The organism is Ostreiculturibacter nitratireducens (assembly GCF_032670585.1).
GTDB classification, from domain to species: Bacteria; Pseudomonadota; Alphaproteobacteria; order Rhodobacterales; family Rhodobacteraceae; genus Ostreiculturibacter; species Ostreiculturibacter nitratireducens.
The window spans coordinates 355,145-370,809 of record NZ_JAVQHL010000002.1 but is presented as its reverse complement, the minus strand read 5'-3'; the positions used below and the strand labels follow the sequence as shown (position 1 = coordinate 370,809).

At 65.7% G+C, this 15,665-nt stretch carries 14 protein-coding genes; 3 read left to right on the top strand and 11 right to left on the bottom strand.

Annotated features, from left to right (window positions below):
• Positions 1 to 147: 147 nt before the first annotated feature.
• The 6 genes from ABCN56_RS09075 to ABCN56_RS09050 form a co-directional block, all read right to left on the bottom strand.
• Positions 148 to 1,254: a flagellar basal body P-ring protein FlgI gene (locus ABCN56_RS09075; protein ID WP_425466089.1), complete on the bottom strand. Its 1,107-nt coding sequence runs from the start codon at positions 1,252 to 1,254 to the stop codon at positions 148 to 150.
• Positions 1,254 to 2,267: a hypothetical protein gene (locus tag ABCN56_RS09070; RefSeq protein WP_343080486.1), complete on the bottom strand. Its 1,014-nt coding sequence runs from the start codon at positions 2,265 to 2,267 to the stop codon at positions 1,254 to 1,256. The genes ABCN56_RS09075 and ABCN56_RS09070 overlap by 1 nt, the downstream gene beginning before the upstream one ends.
• 3 nt (positions 2,268 to 2,270) lie before the next feature.
• Positions 2,271 to 3,725, bottom strand: coding sequence for a flagellar hook-associated protein FlgK (gene flgK / locus ABCN56_RS09065; protein ID WP_343080485.1), 1,455 nt, complete (start codon positions 3,723 to 3,725; stop codon positions 2,271 to 2,273).
• A gap of 38 nt (positions 3,726 to 3,763) precedes the next feature.
• A complete protein-coding gene (locus ABCN56_RS09060) occupies positions 3,764 to 5,071 on the bottom strand; it encodes a flagellar hook protein FlgE (protein ID WP_343080484.1) in 1,308 nt (435 codons plus the stop codon).
• A 96-nt stretch (positions 5,072 to 5,167) separates the two neighbouring features.
• On the bottom strand, positions 5,168 to 6,019 hold the full coding sequence (locus tag ABCN56_RS09055; protein ID WP_343080483.1) for a flagellar motor protein MotB: 852 nt from the start codon (positions 6,017 to 6,019) through the stop codon (positions 5,168 to 5,170).
• Between the two features lie 83 nt (positions 6,020 to 6,102).
• Positions 6,103 to 7,692, bottom strand: coding sequence for a GMC family oxidoreductase (locus ABCN56_RS09050; RefSeq protein ID WP_343080482.1), 1,590 nt, complete (start codon positions 7,690 to 7,692; stop codon positions 6,103 to 6,105).
• A gap of 209 nt (positions 7,693 to 7,901) precedes the next feature.
• On the opposite strand from ABCN56_RS09050, the gene ABCN56_RS09045 reads away from it, so the two are divergent.
• Together ABCN56_RS09045 and ABCN56_RS09040 are read left to right on the top strand one after the other, a co-directional pair.
• Complete coding sequence (locus ABCN56_RS09045) at positions 7,902 to 8,474, top strand: Hsp20/alpha crystallin family protein (RefSeq protein WP_343080481.1); 573 nt, start codon at positions 7,902 to 7,904, stop codon at positions 8,472 to 8,474.
• 70 nt (positions 8,475 to 8,544) lie between these two features.
• The gene (locus ABCN56_RS09040; RefSeq protein ID WP_343080480.1) at positions 8,545 to 9,345 is read left to right on the top strand and encodes a bifunctional DNA primase/polymerase; all 801 of its coding nucleotides are present in this window, start codon (positions 8,545 to 8,547) and stop codon (positions 9,343 to 9,345) included.
• On the opposite strand, the gene ABCN56_RS09035 is transcribed toward ABCN56_RS09040, so the two are convergent.
• Positions 9,324 to 10,145, bottom strand: a complete 822-nt coding sequence (locus ABCN56_RS09035; RefSeq protein WP_343080479.1) for a CheR family methyltransferase — start codon at positions 10,143 to 10,145, stop codon at positions 9,324 to 9,326. The two genes, ABCN56_RS09040 and ABCN56_RS09035, sit on opposite strands and share 22 nt — an antisense overlap.
• Positions 10,146 to 10,226: 81 nt before the next feature.
• Here ABCN56_RS09035 and ABCN56_RS09030 point away from each other — a divergent pair, with 81 nt between their 5' ends.
• Positions 10,227 to 11,246, top strand: coding sequence for a ribonuclease Z (locus ABCN56_RS09030; RefSeq protein ID WP_343080478.1), 1,020 nt, complete (start codon positions 10,227 to 10,229; stop codon positions 11,244 to 11,246).
• Positions 11,247 to 11,273: 27 nt separating this feature from the next.
• Here the strand turns inward: ABCN56_RS09030 and ABCN56_RS09025 are convergent, their stop codons facing one another.
• From ABCN56_RS09025 to ABCN56_RS09010, 4 genes are read right to left on the bottom strand one after another with little or no spacing between them, the layout of a single operon-like run.
• Positions 11,274 to 12,383 (bottom strand): ABC transporter ATP-binding protein, encoded by a 1,110-nt coding sequence (locus tag ABCN56_RS09025; protein WP_343080477.1) that lies wholly within the window; start codon positions 12,381 to 12,383, stop codon positions 11,274 to 11,276.
• A gap of 2 nt (positions 12,384 to 12,385) precedes the next feature.
• Positions 12,386 to 13,237: a carbohydrate ABC transporter permease gene (locus ABCN56_RS09020; protein ID WP_343081459.1), complete on the bottom strand. Its 852-nt coding sequence runs from the start codon at positions 13,235 to 13,237 to the stop codon at positions 12,386 to 12,388.
• 38 nt (positions 13,238 to 13,275) lie between these two features.
• A complete protein-coding gene (locus tag ABCN56_RS09015; protein ID WP_343080476.1) occupies positions 13,276 to 14,178 on the bottom strand; it encodes a carbohydrate ABC transporter permease in 903 nt (300 codons plus the stop codon).
• 45 nt (positions 14,179 to 14,223) lie between these two features.
• Positions 14,224 to 15,477, bottom strand: coding sequence for an ABC transporter substrate-binding protein (locus tag ABCN56_RS09010; protein WP_343080475.1), 1,254 nt, complete (start codon positions 15,475 to 15,477; stop codon positions 14,224 to 14,226).
• Positions 15,478 to 15,665: the final 188 nt, after the last annotated feature.

Genomic DNA, 15,665 nt, shown 5'->3' with positions numbered 1-15,665 from the left:
TGGCAGCGGAGACCCTGGTGATCAGCCCACCGGACCCTGTCCTTACCCATTCGGATCGCAGGCGGACTCGCCGCAACTTCGATCTGCAGAGTGACAGGCACACGAACACATACCGTTCCCGGAGGCCGAACATGGACCTCTGGCGGATCAGTAGACCACGAACTCCGCGTGAAGCGCGCCGGCGGAGTTGATGCTCTTAAGAATGTCGATCATGTCGCGAGGGGAAACGCCAAGCGCATTGAGACCCGCGACCACCTCCGAAAGCGTCGAGCCATCCGGGATCTCCGCCATCCCCACCCCCGGTTCTTCCTGGATACTGGCCTCCGTCCTTGGGACGACAACGGTTTCGCCACGCGCGAACGGGTTCGGCTGAACGGCCAATGGCGCCTCCGAGATCCGGAGCGTGAGGTTTCCCTGGCTCACCGCCACGCGCGAGATCCGCACATCTTCGCCCATGACGATCGTCCCGGAGCGCTGATCGACGACGACGCGTGCGCGCCGCTCTGGCTCGACGGAGAGGTTCTCGACCCGGCCCAGCACATGCGCCGGCGATCCCATGCGGGTCGCGGGGATGTCGAGGTTGACGGTCCCCGCGTCGAGCATCCGGGCCACGGGGCGGCCGAACTCCGCGTTGATCGCCTGCTCGATTCGCCCTGCGGTCGTGAAATCCGGGCTGCGGAGCGCCAGACGGACAGCGCTCAATCCGCCGAAGTCGAACTCGATCTCGCGCTCGACGCGGGCGCCGGCGGGAATGACACCAGAGGTCGGAACGCCCTGCACGACGCTTGCCCCCTGACCCACGGACGAGGCGCCCCCGGCTATGATCGTTCCCTGCGCGACAGCATAGATCTGCCCGTCAGCGGCATTGAGGGGAGTCATCACGAGAGTCCCGCCGAGAAGGCTCTTGGCGTCGCCGATCGCCGACACCGTCACGTCGATCTGGCTTCCCGCGCGCGAGAACGGGGGCAAGGTCGCGGTGACGAACACGGCGGCGACGTTCTTCGGCCGGAACTGCTCGCCAGTGACGTTGACGCCAAGCCTCTCGAGGATGTTCGACATGATGTCTTCGGTGAAGGGCGCGTTTCTTATCCCGTCGCCCGTCCCGTTCAGCCCCACGACAAGGCCATACCCCACCAGATCGTTGCCGCGCACGCCGTCGAACTCCACCAGATCCTTGATCCGGATCGCTTCCGCGTGAGCACATGGAGCGACCGCGGTCATGAACGCGGCGAAGATCAGCGCGAGGCGTGCCATCACAGGTACTCCGCGAAGCTGAGGCGCGAGAGACGCGCGGTAAGCGTGTAGAGCGTTTCCATCTGGGTCGTCACGGCCTCGAGAGCGCTGGCCGTGGCGTAGGGTTCCGCTCCAACCATCTCGTTTCGCGCGATCCCGAGGGCCGACGTCTCGGCCGCGTTCCGCACGGCGGCCTGATCGATATGGCCTTCGACCGCTCCGACGCGCGCCCGCAGGATGGCGAGAGAGCCTTCGGCGCCAAGAACTCGCTCTCCCGCCACACGCGCCACGCGGGCGCGTTCCTCGTTACTGCCGGCAAACGCACCCTCCGATACGAGCGCGGCGAGTGCGAGGCCTTTCAGAAGGTCCCGGATCGCAGGATCGGCGCCGGTGACGCCGAGTTCCGCGCTTTCGTCCGCGCCGAGACGGAACGGGGCGAGCGCCTCGTCTGAGCCCAGATACCCGGTGTCCAGGAAACCGCCGGCACCCGCGGGCACGTCGAACCAGGCGTCCACCGCGGCGACGAGATCGGTCGCGGAAACGGCTCCGGCCGATGCAGTCGCCAGCGCGGCGAGCATCTCCTCGCCGGATGCGAAGGGACGGACATCCGACGTCTTGCCGGCGAAGACATATCGCTCCCCGACCTGAACATTGAGAGTCGAAACGACGCCAAGAAACCTTTCCCGCGCGTCAGCGGTCGCGGTTCTGAGCTGGGCGGGGCTCGTGGTCGTTGCCGCCGACAACAGCGACGCACCCATTTCACCGGTCATGTCCCCCGCGGCACCCAGGGCATTCTGCATGGTCGCGGTGAACAGCGCGGCTTCGGACGTCGCGGTCCCGTAGGACTCAAGCGTCTTCAGGGAGCGGTCGATGCCGGCAAGCGCGACGAAATCACCAGAGAGCGCCTCGGACAGGTTTGCCTTCACGCCCGTCGTCAGTTCCTCGGAAAGTTGCGTCATCCGCTCCTTGAGCTGCACGTTCTGTCTGCGCATCTGGTAGGCCTGCGCCATGTCGCCCACGGACATCAGGTTCATGGCTTACATCCCGATCAGTTGCTGAATGAGTTCGTCGACCGTCTTGATGACGCGGGCGTTGGCGGCATAGGCCTGCTCGATCACCAGGAGCATCTGCATCTCCCGATCCGTGTCGACGCCGTCCTGGAGTTGCAGGACAGTCAGCGCTTCCTGCCGCGCCGAGGCATAGCCCTGCGCGTCCTCCGCCGACTGACGCGCACCCGCTATCTGGGAAAGAATGTCAGCGGCCAGTCCGGAAGCGGAACGCGCCGCGCCGCCGAAGCTTCCCGAAGCGGGAGTGACAGGGTCGGCAAGGGCAGCGCTCAGGGCATTCAGAAGCGTGGCATCGCCGACGGGGCCCGGCATTGCCGCGCCGAGACCGTCCCGTAGCCGCCAGAGCGACCCGCCGCGCGACGGGTCGGCAAGAGCATTGACGGAAAGCCGGGCCGACAGTCCGACCTCGTCCGCAACGTTGAGCGAATTCCCCGAATCTGTGAACAGACCCGGGGAGCCCGGGCCAAGCGTCGGGTCCACGGCGGAAGACTGGAACCGCCCGATCAAGTCACGGGCAAGCGCGTCGATTTGGGTCTGGGCCGTCACGGCAAGGTCATCCCGCACCGCGAACAACGCGCCAAGCCGGCCGCCCCCCATGACACCGGTATCCGACGGGGAGATCGGCATCCCATTCAGAGTGAGCCCGAACAGGGCGCCCCCAGTCATCGTCATGTCGGGGGCAATCACGCCCACCGCCGTGAAACCGATCCGAGCGGGCGTGCCCTCCAGAAGAACCGCGCCGCCCGTGGTGAACAGCGCGACCTGGTCACCTTGGCGAGGAACCTCGCGAACCGGCACGATCTCCGAAACCTTGTCCACCAGCGTCTGTCTCTGGTCCATCAGCGCGGTGGCATCCCGACCCGAGGCACGGGCCGAAGTGATCTCGACATTCAGATCGCGGATCTCGACCAGCATCCCGTTCAGCGAATTCACGGCCGATGCGATCCCACTGTCCGCCTCCATCCGCGACTGCTGGATAGCACCCGAAATCGCCGCCACCGCCTTCGTCACGTTCTTCGCCGCCGTCAGGACGGAGCCAAGTCGCGCCTCGCTGTCCGGACGGCTCGCCGCCTCGATCAGCGCCGATTCCAGTTCCGTGAGGCGGGCGGAAAGCGAGCCGGCATCGTCCGGGGTTCCGATCCTGCCTTCGACCTGCGCAAGAAAAGCAGAACGAACATCGGCATTGGCGAGTTCGGCATCGGCCAGCCGCCTGTCGGCAAGCACTGTCTGGTTCACGGCACGGGTCACCGCGTCGACGCTCACGCCCGCGCCATTTCCACCAAGGCTCTGCGCGGACAGCGACAGTTCTCGCCGCGCGTAGCCTTCGGTAAGCGCGTTCGCGACGTTCGAGGACACGACGTCCGCCGACCGCGAGACCGCCGCGAGGCCCGAAAGGGCGTTGTGCAACGTGCTGGTGATCGTCATCGCCTAGCCTCCGGGTTGCCGGTTCACCCGCCCCCAGGTCACCGCTTGATGTTCGTGGTTTCCTGCAGCATCTCGTCCACCGTCTGGATGACCTTGGCGTTCGAGGAATAGGCCCGCTGGGTCTGGATGAGGGCGGTCAGTTCCGCCGCGACATCGGTCGTGGAGCCCTCGCGAGCATAGCCCACGACCGCGCCGGTGGGGCCATCGCCGGCATCCCAGAGGAAGAACGACCCGGAATTCGGCGAGATCTGGTAGGTCTGGTTGTTGAGCGCGATGAGCCCGTTCGGGTTCGGCACGTCGACGAGCGGGATCTGGTAGATCCGCCGCGTGAAGCCGGTGTCATAGGTCGCGGTGATGTAGCCGTTCTCGTCCACCTCGACGGCGGTCAGGTTCCCGACGGGGGAGCCGTCCTTTGTGATCGATGTCGGCGCGAAACTGTCGGAGAGTTGCGTAAGGCCGTTCGGATCTCCGAGCTTGCCTATCGTCACCGTCAGGGGACCACCCGCCACGGTAAGGTCCAGCGTGCCAGCGACAGCGTCATAGGCCCCGCCGGATATCGTGTTCACGGAGGCGAGCGTGCCGCCCGAACCCCGGCTGTCGTCGAAGACCAGCATGTATTCCCCGATGACCGCCCCGTCCTGCGCTGAATCACGGATCACCATCGTCCATTCGTTCGACGATCCGGCAGCGGGAACCGTCGGCGCGAAGGATATGTCCAGCGTCTCGGACGTTCCGAGGTTGCCGAAATACTCGACCGACAGGGGCAGCGTCGTTCCGTCGGCCCCCGCCGCGGTGTCCGTGGCGGGAAGGTTCACGCCAAGCTTCATCTGCGTCGTCGGATCGCCCGCCGTCTGGTTCGCATTGATGACCACGGGCTGAAGACCGGCGGTCGTGTCGCGCGGCAGGACCGGAATCGAGCCGTCGGCGTTCGCCGGCCAGCCGAGCAGAACGAGGCCCGAATCGGTGCGGAGCACCCCGTTGGCGTCGGTCCGGAACGAACCTGTCGTGGTCATCATCATCGGCCGTTCGCCCGTCGTCGCGTCCAGCGACACCGATGTCGTGACCGGCAGCATCCCCCGCCCGGAAACGGCGAGATCGAGGGCGTTCGAAGTCCCGACGAGGGCTCCGCGCTCTTCGATCAGGCGTGACGTGGATGCGCGCACGCCACCCGAGGAGTAGGTGCCCGCGCCGCGCGCCTGCGATATCACCATGCTTTCGAAATCCGTCGAGGCGCGCTTGTACCCATAGGTACCGGAGTTAGCGATGTTGTCGGAAATCGTGGCGAGCCGCGTGGCATTGGCACTGAGACCGGCCACGCCGGCGTTCAGCGAGGACGAGATGGACATTGGAAAGCGCCTTTCTGCTGCTGCGTCCGTCGATCCCGGTCACAGTGCGGCACGGCGGCTTAATTTCGTCCTAACGGATAAGATTCACGTGATTTCTCAGGTTTTCGATCGCAGCAGGACGAACTCCATCCTGTTGTTCCCGGCCGCCATGGGATTGCGCAGCGCGGGCTTGCGGTCGCCATACCCCGTCACCCGCTCGACCCGGCGCGCCTCGAGGCCTGCGGATTCCAGCATTCCCCGCATCCTCTGCGCACGCCGCGTGGAGAGATCCCAGACCGGGTTTTCCCGCAGCACCTCCGGCGCGGCGGCGAGGTGGCCATTCACGGCAACGCCATTGCTCGCAAGAGAGAAGACCCGAGCGACCATCTCCGAAAGCTCGACGGCGATCCCGGTCGGCTCGTCGGTGCGGGGCTCGAAGAGGGGGTCCCCTTCGAGATCGGACAATTCGACGATCAGCCCCTCGTCCGTGACGCGCGTGACGATGTGCTTGGCCAGCTGCTCGGTGACCATCGATTCGCCGCCGATGCCCATCAGCATCTCTTCGATCTTCCTGACCACGGCGTCGAACTCCGCCTGGTCGGAATCCGTGTTCTCCGGATCCGTTCCGGTTCGCCCCATCGCCTGTTCCTGATCCGAGGGCAGGACGCTCGACGCGCCGGTCCCGTTCTGCGCGATCGAGCTTTCGGAGAACACGCTCTCGCCGCCGAAGGCGCCATCACCGCCGCCGGAAATCCGGTTTATCGGCACCGTCGGATTGAAATAGTCCGCGATCCCCTTGCGTTGCTTTTCCGTCGTCGCGTTCAGAAGCCACATCAGCATGAAGAAGGCCATCATCGCGGTGACGAAATCGGCGTAGGCGACCTTCCACGCCCCGCCGTGGTGCCCGCCGCCGCCGACGACCTTCTTGCGCTTGATGATGACCGGTGCCGCGTTGTCGCGCCCGCCCATTCCACCAACCCCTTGTCTTTCACCCGGGACCGGGAATAGCAGCCGTGGCCTAACGGCGGTTTAACCTGTCGAATTTTCAGCGTTCAGCCGCGGCCCCGGATCATGTCCGCCGCCTTTTCGGCGATCATGATCGTGGGAGAGTTGGTGTTCCCGCTGGTGATCCGTGGCATGACCGAGGCGTCTACCACGCGCAGCCCGTCGATGCCCCGGACCTTCAGTTCCGGGTCCACGACGGCGCCGTCATCGGTGCCCATGCGCGCCGTGCTCACCGGGTGGAAGATGGTGGAAGCGATGCGGCCCGCGGCCTCCGCCAGTTGCTCGTCGCTTTCGCCGCCGGGGCCGGGCTTGAACTCCTCGGGGGAATACCTCGCCATCGGTTCCTGCGACATGATCCGGCGGGTCAGCCGGATGGCACGCGCCGCCACCACCTTGTCGCCGGGCGTGGACAAGTAGTTCGGCGCGATCTCCGGGTGGACCGTGGGATCGGGCGAGGTGATCCTGACATGACCCCGGCTTTCCGGCCGGAGGTGGCAGACGCTCGCCGTGATGGCGGGAAAGTCGTGCAGGGGCTGGCCGAAGGCTTCGAGGCTCAGGGGCTGCACGTGATATTCGAGGTCAGGCGTCGCCACGTCGGGCGATGACCTGGCGAAGGCGCCAAGCTGCGACGGCGCCATCGACATTGGCCCGGTGCGGAACAGCGCGTATTCCAGCCCGATCTTCGCCTTTCCCCAAAGGCTCTGCGCCATCGTGTTGAGGGTCCTGGCGCCTTTCACCTTGTAGGCGCAGCGGATCTGGAGATGGTCCTGAAGGTTCTCGCCCACCGCCGCCTCGTGAACGACCGGGATCCCGAATTCCTGCAGAAGCGCACCGGGCCCGACACCCGAAAGCTGCAGGATCTGCGGCGTGCCGATCGCTCCGGCGGACAGGATCACCTCCCGGGCGGCGCGTGGCTCCTCGACCGCCCCGTCGCGGCGCAGCCGCACGCCCACGGCGCGACGCCCCTCGAACAGCACGCGCTCGACCTGGGCCTGGGTCATGATCGACAGGTTCGGCCGGTTTCGCGCCTTCCCGAGGAAGGCCTTGGCCGTGTTCACGCGCCAGCCCGACCGCTGGTTCACCTTGAAATATCCGACGCCCCCGTTGTCGCCGGTGTTGAAATCGTCCGTCGCCGGGATCCCCGCCGCCTCGGCGGCGCGGGCGAAATCGTCGAGGATGTCCCAGTGAAGGCGCTGCTTCTCGACTCGCCACTCGCCGCCCGCGCCGTGATGCTCGGACGGGCCGTCGAAGTAGTCCTCGGATTTCAGGAAGTAGGGTTTTACGTCGTCCCAGCCCCAGCCGACGTTGCCCATCTGGCGCCACAGGTCGTAGTCCGCAGCCTGCCCCCTGAGGTAGAGCATCCCGTTGATCGACGAGCAGCCACCCAGCACCTTGCCGCGCGGATAGACGAGGCTCCGCCCGCCGAGGCCCGGCTCAGACGCGGTCTTGTAGCCCCAGTCGGTGCGCGGATTTCCGATGCAGTAGAGATACCCGATCGGAATATGGACCCAGTGGTAATTGTCGCGGCCCCCGGCCTCGATCAGCAGGACCCGCGTGCCCGCATCCTCGGACAGGCGGCTTGCCAGGACGCAGCCGGCGCTTCCTGCCCCAACGATGATGTAATCCCAATCGGCCATTCCGTCGCCTCCCCGTCGGCCACAGTAGCGGCGCCGCGGAACGCCGCAACCGGCTTCTTCGTCCGCGGACGCCCCGGGCCTGGCATTGACGGAAGTCAAGGCACATGGCCGCGCATGGCCTATCAATGTCGGTGCGGCGGAAGCTGGCGCCAGGGCGCCAGGTTGTCCGCGCCCGTCTCGCGGTCGAGCAACATGCAAGGAGACCTCTCATGGCCAAGAAAGCAACGAAGTCGTCCACCAAACCGAAAAAGACCGCGTCCGCGCCGAAGAAGGCGCCGACGGCGGCCAAGGCCGTCCCTCTCGACGTGAAATCCGAACCCCAATCCCGCGCGGACATGCTGCGGCGCGAATTCGACCGGTTGCTCGATCTCGTGTCGCCCGGCGACTGGCGCTTGCCGAGCCTCGGCGGCGGGTTCGATCTGCGCATGCCGAAATGGGCCGACTGGCAGGCAGCCCCGGCCGTGGACTTCACGGAGACGGACACGGGCTACATGATCTCCGCCGAACTCCCCGGCATGGAAGAGGACGACATCGAGATCACGCTTTCGAATGGCGTCTTGTCCATCAAGGGCGAGAAGACCGAGGAGAAGGAAGAGAAGGAGAAGGATTACCACCTCTCCGAACGCCGCTACGGCCGCTTCCAGCGTTCCTTCCGGCTGCCCGACGGGGTGGATAACGCCAAGATCGACGCGAAGATGTCGAACGGTGTCCTGAAGATCACCTTGCCGAAGGCAAGGACGGAGAAGGCGAGCGAGAAGAGGATTTCGGTCAAGAAGGCCTGATCCGCCGTTCGCCCACGGCGAGGATTCTGTGCTCTACTGCCATTCGGCAGAGTTGGGGGTCCGTAGCCAAATGGTTCGGCCGGTTCAGAACGAAAGCCTCGACGCAGCGCTCGGATATCTCGCGCTCGGGTGGACGCCCATACCGGCGGCGGCGCGCAGCAAGCGGCCGCTTATCCTCTGGCGCCCGTACCAGGAACGGAGCCCGACCGAGGCGGAGCTGCGGGACTGGTTCCGGAAATGGCCCGGCGCGAATGTCCTGATCGTCACCGGCGCGCGATCCGGCCTCGTCGTGCTCGACATCGATCCCGCCCACGGAGGCGCCGAGTCCCTTTCGGAACTCGAAGCGAGGCACGGCGCCTTGCCCCGGACGATAGAGGCCGAAACTGGGGGCGGCGGGCGGCACATCTACTTCGCGCATCCGGGCGGCGAAGTCAGGAACCGGACTGGAATGGCGCCCGGCCTCGACCTGCGGGCCGACGGCGGCGTGATCGTCGCGCCGCCGTCGATTCATCCCAGCGGCAGGCCCTACCTCTGGCGAAAGGGCCATTCCCCGGAAGAGACCGGCCTCGCGCCGCTGCCGGACTGGCTGCTCGTCCCGAGATTCGGTGGCGACGAGCGGAGCGGGCATCCGTTGAGCCACTGGCGCGAGCTTGTCCGCGAGGGCGTCGAGGCGGGGCGGCGCAACGCGACGCTCGCCTCCTTCACGGGCCATCTCCTGTGGCACGGGGTCGATACGGACGTGATCATGGAACTCATGCTGGCCTGGAACCGCACGCGCTGCCGGCCGCCGCTGTCAGACGACGAGGTGATCCGCACCGTCCGCTCGATAGAGCAGACCCACAGACGGCATCAGGACGACGACAGCCGGTGAATGGCCCGAGGTCCACCCCAGCGCACGAGGGAATGGCCGGTATCCGGCAGGGTTTCGCGCCGACCAATCACGAGGGCGCCGCCCGGCCGTAGGCGTCGGCAGATCCGTCTGAGCAGATCGGCCTGCGTGACCTCGTCGAAATACGTGAAGACGAGGTTCCGGCAGAGGATCAGGTCGAACAGTTCCTCCGGCATCTCCCGCCGGATGTCCTGGCGGAGAAAGGTGACGTCGCGGCGAAACTCCTCGCGGATCTCGTAGAGGTCGTCAGACCGGCGGAAGGCGCGCCCGACGAGGTCAGGGGGCACTTCGCGGATGGAGCCGCGCCCGTAGATCCCGGCAGCCGCGCGCGACAGCATCATTTCGTCGATATCCGTCGCCAGGATCCTGACGCTGAGCGACGGAAAGGCCGCTTCCGCCCGATCGCTCCAGGCAAGGCGCAGGCTGTAGGGTTCCTCCCCCGAGGCGCTGCCCGCGCTCCAGAGGCGGACATGCGTGTCGCCCCTTTCCATCGCGGCCTCGGCGAGGGCGGGCAGGACGACGCTGGCGATGTGACCGAAAACCTCCCCGTCGCGCCAGAACCGGGAAATCGGGATCCGGCACATCGCGTCGAGCCTCGGCCACTCCTCCTCGTGGGCTTCGAGATAGCGGCGATAGGCATCCACATCCGCAAGGCCGAGACTGCGCAACCGGCCCGCCACGCGCTTGCACACGGTCTTGCGCACCTTCCGGAACCCCGGCCAGGACATCCCGAGCCGTGGCAGACACCATTTCAGGAAGGAAACGCAGTCCTCTTGCTTCATCCCGCGCCGTCGCCCGTCAGCTTCCCAAGGTAGTTTGATCGAGAACATGGAACCCCGCCACACCGAGTCTAGTCTTTCGTCATGCGGCCCAGATTCTTCCCCTCCCTTGTCAACGACCGCTTCGGCGACGCTGCGGTTTATGTCGATTTCCTGATGGAACGCCGGGCGATCATGTTCGACCTCGGCGACATCTCCGGCCTGCCGCCGCGAGAGGCGCTGCGGCTCAGCGACGTCTTCGTCTCGCACACCCACATCGATCATTTCATCGGCTTCGATCAGCTCCTTCGGCTCTATGTCGGCCGGGAAAAACGCATTCGGCTCTACGGCCCGCCTGGCTTCATCGACCGGGTCGAGGCGAAGCTGAACGGCTACACCTGGAACCTGACCGAGCGCTTCCGCGTCGATCTCGTGTTCACCGTAACGGAGGTGGCGGGCTCCGGCGAGGGGCGGCGCGCCCGGTTCGGCCTGCGGAACAGCTTCTGCCGACAGGACGAGCAGGACATTCAGGTCAGGAACGGGGTGCTCCTCGACGAGACCTCTCTCCGCGTTCGCTTCGCCGAACTGGAACACCGGACGCCGTGTCTCGGTTTCGCGCTGCAGGAAACCGAACATGTCAACGTCTGGAAGAACCGCCTTGCGGAGCTTGGCCTGACAATCGGCCCCTGGCTCAACACGATGAAGGCCGCGATCTACGATGACCTCGACGACGACACGCCGATCCAGGTGGAGAGGACGAACTCCGACACAGACACGCTTCCGCTCGGCTTCCTGCGCGAGAACATCGTCTCGATCACGCCCGGGCAGAAGGTCGCCTATGTGACGGACGCCGCGTACAACCCCGCGAACGCAGCGTCGATCGTCAAGCTCGTCAAGAATGCCGACACGCTGTTCATCGAGGCGACCTTCGCCAGGAGAGACACCGAGTTCGCGTCCGATCGCGCGCATCTCACGACGAAGCAGGCGGGCGAACTTGCGCGGGCGGCCGGCGTCAAGCGGGTCGAGCCGTTCCATTTCTCGTCCCGCTACACTGGCGAGGACGAAACGCTCCTGCGAGAGGTGGATGACGCGTTCCACGGCACGTCGGGCGACGAGGCGGAATGAACCCGGCAACGGGCCAGCGCGCCCGCGTCAGAGGCGCAATCCCGTCTTCGCGTCGAAAAGCTTCGCGCGGTCCATCTCCACCTCGAAGCGGAACGGGGTGCCCTGGGGCTTCCCGTCCTGCGGCCTGACCCGCGCGATGAGGTCGAGCCCCGCGATCTCGAAGACGATCATGGTGTCCGGGCCGGTCGGCTCCTCGACGACGACGGGGCGCTCGAAGATGTAGCGGTTCGGGCCGGGCAGTTCCGTCCCCGCAGCGAAGATCGTCTCGGGACGGAGGCCGAGGACGACATCCATGCCCTCTTGGTCGGCCACGCGCCTCGCGATCGCGTCCGGCAGAGGAAACCGCATCGGCGTCCCGCCATTCCCGCCGCAATCGACATGCATCCCGTCCTCCCGCACGAGCTTGCCCGGGATCATGTTCATGGGTGGCGACCCCATGAAGCCCGCGACGAACAGATCGGCCGGGTCCTCGTAGACCGTCGCCGGGTCCGCGAACTGGCGGATATGGCCGAGGTCCATCACCGCGATCCGCGTGGCCAGCGTCATCGCCTCGATCTGGTCATGCGTCACGTAGACCGAGGTCTTCCCGAGCCGCTGGTGCAGCTTCTTGATCTCCGTCCGCATCTCAATCCGGAGCTTCGCGTCGAGGTTCGACAGAGGTTCGTCGAACAGGAACACGTCCGGCTTCCTGACCAGCGCGCGCCCCATCGCCACGCGCTGCCGCTGCCCGCCCGAAAGCTGGCCCGGCTTGCGCGCCAGAAGCTTGTCGATCTGCAGGAGCGTGGCGAATTCCTTCACCGCGGCATCCTGCACGTCCCGAGGGATGCGCCGCGTTTCCATGCCGAAGGTGATGTTCTCGCGCACGGTCTTGGTCGGGTAGAGCGCGTAGGACTGGAACACCATCGCGATGTCACGGTCGCGCGGCGGCACCTCGTTCACCTTGCGGTCGCCGATGAAGATGTTGCCGGAGGTAAGCGTCTCGAGCCCGGCGATCAGGTTCAGAAGCGTGGACTTGCCGCAGCCCGACGGGCCGACGAGAACCACGAACTCCCCCGGCTCGATCTCGAGGTCGATGCCCTTGATCACCTCGGTGGCGCCGAAGTTCTTGCAGACCTTATCAAGACGGATTCCCGACATCGCTATCCCTTCACGGCTCCGGCGGCGAGGCCGCGCACGAAATAGGCCCCGGCCACCACGTAGACCAGAAGCGTCGGCAGCGCCGCGATGATCGCTGCGGCCATGTCGACATTGTATTCCTTCACTCCGGTCGAGGTCATCACCACGTTGTTCAGGGCCACCGTCACCGGGTTGCTCTCGCCCACGGTGAAGGCGATGCCGAACAGGAAGTCGTTCCATATCTGGGTGAACTGCCAGATCACGGTGACGACGATCGCGGGGATCGACATCGGCAGGATGATCCGGAAGAAGATGCCGAAGAAGCCCGCCCCGTCCACCTTGGCGGCCTGCACGATGCCGTCCGAGACGCCGATGAAGAAGTTGCGGAAGAAGAGCGTCGTGAAGGCGAGGCCGTAGACCGTGTGAACGAGGATGAGGCCCGGGATCGTCCCCGCCAGCCCCATGAGGCCGAGCGTCCGGGCCATCGGCAGAAGGATCACCTGGAACGGGATGAAGGCGCCGAAGAGGATCAGCGCGAAGATGATGTCCGCCCCGCGGAAGCGCCACTTCGTCAGCGCATAGCCGTTTATCGCCCCGAGGAAGGTCGAGACGAAGACGGCCGGCACGACCATCATGACCGAGTTCCAGACATATGGCTCCAGCCCGTTGCAGCGCACGCCGACGCAGGCCTCGTTCCAGGCTTTGCCCCAGGCCGCGAAGGTAATCTCCTGCGGGAGGCTCACGAGGGATCCGCCGCGGATCTCGTCGAGCGATTTCAGGGAGGTCGAGATCATCACGACGAGGGGCGCGAGGTAATAGAGGCAGAAGAGCCCCAGAAGCGCGAACAGCGTCGCGCGCTGGAGCCGCTGGCCGATTCCGCCCCGCCGGACGATGCCGCTCTGGTCGCGCGCGCTCACCGCTGATCCCTCCGAAGTTCGGAATAGAGGTAGGGCACGATGATCGCGATGATCGTGACGAGCATCATGACCGCGCTCGCGGCCGCGACGCCCAGTTCGCTGCGCTGGAAGGCGAAGGAATACATGAACGTTGCCGGCATGTCGGTGGCATAGCCGGGGCCGCCGCCCGTGAGGGCCACGACGAGGTCGAAGCTCTTGATCGCAAGGTGGGCGAGAATGATGACCGTCGACATGAAGACCGGCCGCATCATCGGAAGGACGATGCTGAAGTAGGTCCGGAAGGCACCCGCCCCGTCGATCGCGGCGGCTTTGAGGACCTCGTCGTCAACCGATCTGAGCCCCGCGAGGAACAGCGCCATCGCGTAGCCCGAGGACTGCCAGACCCCGGCGATGACGATCGTGTAGATCGCGAAATTGGGGTTCACGAGCCAGTCGAAGGTGAAGTTCTCGAACCCCGCCTGGCGCATCAGGCGCTCGATCCCGAGGCCGGGGTTCAGGATCCATTTCCAGACGGTCCCGGTCACGATGAACGAAAGCGCCATCGGGTACAGGTAGATCGTCCGGATCACGCCCTCGATGCGGATCCTCTGGTCGAGGAGGATCGCCAGCAGCATGCCGATCACGAGGCAGAGGCCGATGAAGAGGACGGAGAACACGACGAGGTTCGACAGCGCGACGTGCCAGCGCGGCGTCGACCAGAGCCTTTCGTACTGCACGATGCCTTCGAAGGTGTAGTTCGGCAGGACGCCGGACCTCGTGAAAGAGATGTAGACCGTCCACAGGATGAACCCGTAGACGAAGAAAAGACTGAGCGCGAAAAGCGGAGAAACGACGATCTGAGGAAGCCAGCGCTCGAGCCGCTGGCCGATCCCACCCGATGTGCTTGCTTCACCTGCCATGTCGGTGATCGGTCCGGGGCCTCGTCGGCCCCGGACCTTTCCTTGTCACTGCACGCGTTCGATGGCAGCGGCAAGCTGCTCGACCGCGTCCTGCGAGCTCATGTCGGAGTTGAAGAACGCCGTCACGAGGTCGAGGAACTCACCCCGGATCGACCGCGGGATGGCCATCTCGTGCGCCATCGAGGGCACGAGGGTGTCGTTCTCGATCGCGGCGACGAGGTCGGCGTGAGACCGCTTGGCGCATTCGTCGAATTCGTCCAGAGGCACATCCGTCCGCGCCGGGATCGAGCCTTTGGCGAGGTTGAAGATCTTCTGGAAGTCCGGCGACATGATGAGGCTCGCCAGAACCTGCTGACCCTGGATGTTCTCCTCGCCCTGCACCTTGAAGAAGGTGAAGCTGTCAGAGTTCAGGACGTAGCCGTTCCCCGGCGTCGGGGCGCAGAGAAAGTCCTTGCCCGGTTCGAGCCCCGCGGCGAGGAATTCGCCCTTGGCCCAGTCACCCATGATCTGGAAGCCGGCCTCGCCACGGATCACCATGGCCGTCGCAAGGTTCCAGTCACGGCCCGAGAAGTTCGGATCGACATAGCCCCGAAGCTTCCGGAGCTGATCGAAGGCCGCGACCATCGTGTCGCTCTTCAGGGCTTCCTGATCGAGTTCGACGAGAGCCTTGCGATAGAACTCCGCGCCGCCCACGCCGAGGACGACGTCCTCGAAGACGGTCGCGTCCTGCCAGGGCTGGCCGCCATGCGCGAGCGGGATGATGCCCGCCGCCTGAAGCTTGTCGGCCGCCGCGTTGAATTCATCCCAGGTCGTCGGCATTTCGGTGATGCCGGCCTTTTCGAGTGCCGATGGGCTCGCCCAGAGCCAGTCGACGCGGTGGATGTTCACCGGAGCGGCGACATACTTGCCCTCGTATTTCATGATCCCGGCAAGCACCGGAGGCAGCACGCCGTCCCAGTTCTCTTCCTGGGCCACGGCGTCGACGTCGTTCAGCGCACCCTCGCGCGCCCACTCCTGGATGCCCGGGCCTTTCAGCTGGACGGCTGTCGGCGGGTTGCCTGCGACGACGCGCGCACGCAGCGCGGTCATCGCGGCATCGCCGCCACCGCCTGCGATCGGCGAATCGATCCAGGTACCGCCGCGCCCTTCAAAGGCGCTTTTCAGTTCGCCGACGGCCTTGGCTTCGCCACCGGACGTCCACCAATGCAGCACCTCGACGGTGCCTTGCGCGTGGGCGCCGCTGGCAGTGATGCCGCCGGCAACGGCCAGGGCGGCAAATACGTGTCTGTATGCGGTCATTGGCTTTCCTCTCCTCCATCTGCGAGCCTTCTCACAACGGGCGGATTCCTACGCCATGGATGCCCTTCGCCGGGATGTCCCCGCGCAGGGCACGCTTGACGGTCCGCCGCCAATGCTCGCTCGATCATGGTGGAGGCTGAAAATCGGCGCCGCCTTGACCTAGGTTAAATTTCTGTAGTGACCGAATG

Coding starts and splice junctions, on each gene's coding strand:
- ABCN56_RS09075 (WP_425466089.1), bottom strand. CDS start 1,254: ATGGCACGCCTCGCGCTGATCTTCGCCGCGTTCATGACCGCGGTCGCT.
- ABCN56_RS09070 (WP_343080486.1), bottom strand. CDS start 2,267: ATGAACCTGATGTCCGTGGGCGACATGGCGCAGGCCTACCAGATGCGC.
- flgK (WP_343080485.1), bottom strand. CDS start 3,725: ATGACGATCACCAGCACGTTGCACAACGCCCTTTCGGGCCTCGCGGCG.
- ABCN56_RS09060 (WP_343080484.1), bottom strand. CDS start 5,071: ATGTCCATCTCGTCCTCGCTGAACGCCGGCGTGGCCGGTCTCAGTGCC.
- ABCN56_RS09055 (WP_343080483.1), bottom strand. CDS start 6,019: ATGGGCGGGCGCGACAACGCGGCACCGGTCATCATCAAGCGCAAGAAG.
- ABCN56_RS09050 (WP_343080482.1), bottom strand. CDS start 7,692: ATGGCCGATTGGGATTACATCATCGTTGGGGCAGGAAGCGCCGGCTGC.
- ABCN56_RS09045 (WP_343080481.1), top strand. CDS start 7,902: ATGGCCAAGAAAGCAACGAAGTCGTCCACCAAACCGAAAAAGACCGCG.
- ABCN56_RS09040 (WP_343080480.1), top strand. CDS start 8,545: ATGGTTCGGCCGGTTCAGAACGAAAGCCTCGACGCAGCGCTCGGATAT.
- ABCN56_RS09035 (WP_343080479.1), bottom strand. CDS start 10,145: ATGAAGCAAGAGGACTGCGTTTCCTTCCTGAAATGGTGTCTGCCACGG.
- ABCN56_RS09030 (WP_343080478.1), top strand. CDS start 10,227: ATGCGGCCCAGATTCTTCCCCTCCCTTGTCAACGACCGCTTCGGCGAC.
- ABCN56_RS09025 (WP_343080477.1), bottom strand. CDS start 12,383: ATGTCGGGAATCCGTCTTGATAAGGTCTGCAAGAACTTCGGCGCCACC.
- ABCN56_RS09015 (WP_343080476.1), bottom strand. CDS start 14,178: ATGGCAGGTGAAGCAAGCACATCGGGTGGGATCGGCCAGCGGCTCGAG.
- ABCN56_RS09010 (WP_343080475.1), bottom strand. CDS start 15,477: ATGACCGCATACAGACACGTATTTGCCGCCCTGGCCGTTGCCGGCGGC.